At 66.8% G+C, this 2,773-nt stretch carries 3 protein-coding genes; all 3 read right to left on the bottom strand.

Annotation, left to right across the window (positions count from 1 at the left end; translation table 11 throughout):
• Positions 1 to 802, bottom strand: an 802-nt coding sequence (locus V6D00_10670; GenBank protein ID HEY9899633.1) for a hypothetical protein, incomplete at its 3' end; no start/stop codon positions are given.
• Between the two features lie 44 nt (positions 803 to 846).
• Complete coding sequence (locus V6D00_10665) at positions 847 to 1,764, bottom strand: type II secretion system F family protein (protein HEY9899632.1); 918 nt, start codon at positions 1,762 to 1,764, stop codon at positions 847 to 849.
• Between the two features lie 9 nt (positions 1,765 to 1,773).
• On the bottom strand, positions 1,774 to 2,640 hold the full coding sequence (locus V6D00_10660) for a type II secretion system F family protein (GenBank protein HEY9899631.1): 867 nt from the start codon (positions 2,638 to 2,640) through the stop codon (positions 1,774 to 1,776).
• Positions 2,641 to 2,773 lie beyond the last annotated feature (133 nt).

The raw sequence follows: 2,773 nt of genomic DNA, 5'->3' as shown, positions 1-2,773 counted from the left end.
TGATGCCGAGCGGCGCGAAGTCGAAGGTCTTGGGATAGTACCGGGGCACCAGGGTGGTGAACCAGCGGTTCAGGACCCCCACCAGCACCAGCGGGATCAGGGCCACGAAGGGACTGGGCAGCTTGTCGCCGGCGATCGGCTCGGGCTCGTTGCGGTGGCCGGTGCCGTAGCCCTCGCCCCGCACCGCCGCCTTCTTGCGCTGGTGGTTGAGGTAGGTCATGCCGAGCGTGAAGACGAACACCGCCCCCAGAAGGCCCAGGCGCGGGGCCGCCCAGGTGGTCGTCCCGAAGAACGAGGTGGGAATGAGGTTCTGGATCTGGGGCGTGCCGGGCAGCGCGTCCATGGTGAAGGTGAAGGCGCCCAGGGCGATGGTACCGGGGATGAGGCGCTTGGGGATGTCGCCGGCCTTGAACAGCTCGCAGGCGAAAGGATAGACGGCGAACGCCACCACGAAGAGGGAGACTCCCCCGTAGGTGAGGATGGCGCAGACCAGGACGATGGCGAGCATGGCGTTGTTCTCGCCGATGAGCCGCGTCACCCGCTGCGTGATCGCCTTGGCGAAGCCCGAAAGCTCGATCAGCTTGCCGAAGCACGCCCCGAGCAGGAACACCGGGAAGTAGAGCTTCAGGAAACCCACCAGCTTGTCCATGAAGATGCCCGAGAAGAAGGGCAGCACGTGGTGAGGATCCGTGAGCAGGACGGCCAGGAGGGCCGCGAGCGGGGCGAAGAGGATGACGCTGAAGCCGCGATAGGCGACCAGCATCAGGAAGGCCAGGGCCACGAGGATGATGACGATGTCCATTGCGACGACCTATGAAAGTGCGAGGGATGCTGGGATGTTGCGGATCAGCGGCCGAGGAACAGGCTCAAAAGCAGAGGCGCGAAGATGATGACGAAGATGGTCGGGAAGATCAGAAAGACCGTCGGGAACGTCAGCTTGAGGGTCGCCTTCTGGGCCATCTCCTGGGCGCGCTGCCAGCGGGCCTCGCGCAGCACCTCGCTCTGCACCCGCAGGGTCTTGGCGATCGAGGCGCCCATCGCCTCGGCCTGGACCATGGCGACCGCCACCGAGTTGAGCTCCTTGAGGCCCGCGCGCTTGCCGAGCTCTCTGAGGGCCTCGGCGCGCGGCCGGCCGAGCTGGACCTCCTTGAGGGTGCGCTCCAGCTCCTCGCGCAGGGGATGGGGCTTGGAGAGCTCGACGACCTTGGCCATGGCGGCCTGAAGGGAGAGCCCCGCCTCCACGCAGGTGGTGAGCAGGTCCAAGGTGGTCGGCATGGACCGGATGATGTGGTTCTGGCGCTTCTCGGTCGCGGTCTTGAGGCGCTGGGGCGGCAGGATGTAGCCGACGTAGCAGGCGCCGCCGACCCCCGCGAGGGCCACGGGCCAGGAGAGCTCGAGCACGATCCAGTTGGCTGCGCACCACAGCACGGTCAGGATGCCCGCCCACAGGAACTGCTGGGCCAAGAACTGCGCCGGGGTGGTCTGGTAGTCGCCCGAGGCCTGGAGCTTGCGGATGATGGCGAGCTCTTGCTCGGGCGTCAGGCGTCGCTCGGCGAGGGGCTTGAGGCGCGCCTCGATGATCGTGAGGTACTTGCTCTTGCCCGCGGTGGAGGTCTCGGCGGATTCCTCGAACACGATGCGCTTGCCGACCGAGCGCGATCGCTTCAGGCGCTTCTCGACCTTGCTCTTGCCCTTGGGCTTGGCGAAGGCGAGCACCAGGATGGCGACGGCCGCGACGATGAGCAGGAAGACCAGAAACAGCATGAGGGCCTCCTACACGTCGATCGCGACGATGCGCGAGATGATGAAGCCGCCGAAGCCGATCATCACCGCGCACACCCCGATGATCGCCCACCCGAAGGGGTGGGTGAACAGGACCCCCATCCGCTCCGGCATGACGAGGTACAAAAGGCAGTAGAGGCCCACCGGCAGCATGGAGAGGATGGCGCCCGACATGCGGCCCTGGGTGGTGAGGGTGCGGATCTGGCCCTGCATCTTCTTGCGATCGCGCATGGTGCCGGCCAGGTTGTCGAGGATCTCGGCCAGGTTGCCGCCCGTCTGGCGCTGGATGATGACGGCCATGCCGAAGATCTCCAGGTCGTCGTTGGGCATGCGCTCGAGCCAGTTGCGGATGGCCACGTCGAGGGCGGTGCCGACCCGCAGCTCGTGAAGGACCTCGGAGACCTCGGCGGACATGGGGTCGGTGAACTCCTCGACCACCAGCTCCAGCGCCTGCTGGACGCTGTTTCCCGCCTTCACCGCGTTGGCGACCACCCCCACCATGTCGGGGAGCTGCTCCTCGAAGTCCTTGCAGTACCGCCGGTAGAGCACGTTCAGGTACTGGTCCGCCCCGAACCACGACACCGCCCCGAATACGGCCGCCATGAAGAGGCGCCCGAGCACGCCCGCCCCGATGAGAAGGCCCAGAAGGGCGGTGATCCCCGTCAGGATCTGCTGGAAGCGCGAGAAGCGCTCGTTGGAGAAGGGGTTGCGGGTGCGCCGCAGCCTGAGGCCCACCCCGCTGCGATAGACGGCGAGCCTCTCGACCAGCGCCGAGCCGTACTTCTGGAAGACCAGGTAGGCGACAATGGCCGCCGAGAGGGCGACGAGCAGGACGACGAGGATCAGGCGAATGTCCAAGCGAGACTCCTACGAGGAAAGCGACATGCCGCCCGCGCCGAACTTCAGGCCCACCCGGGCGAACTGATCGGCGGCGTCGGGCACCAGGCCCGTGTAGCGGAACTGACCGACCACGCGGCCCTGCGCATCGACG

It is taken from the genome of Pantanalinema sp. (assembly GCA_036704125.1).
In the GTDB taxonomy this organism is placed as follows: domain Bacteria; phylum Cyanobacteriota; class Sericytochromatia; order S15B-MN24; family UBA4093; genus JAGIBK01.
This window is presented reverse-complemented; position numbering and strand designations above follow the sequence as displayed.

Bases quoted from the DNA above. Each gene is read 5' to 3' on its own strand.
- V6D00_10665 (HEY9899632.1), bottom strand. From the start codon at position 1,764: ATGCTGTTTCTGGTCTTCCTGCTCATCGTCGCGGCCGTCGCCATCCTG.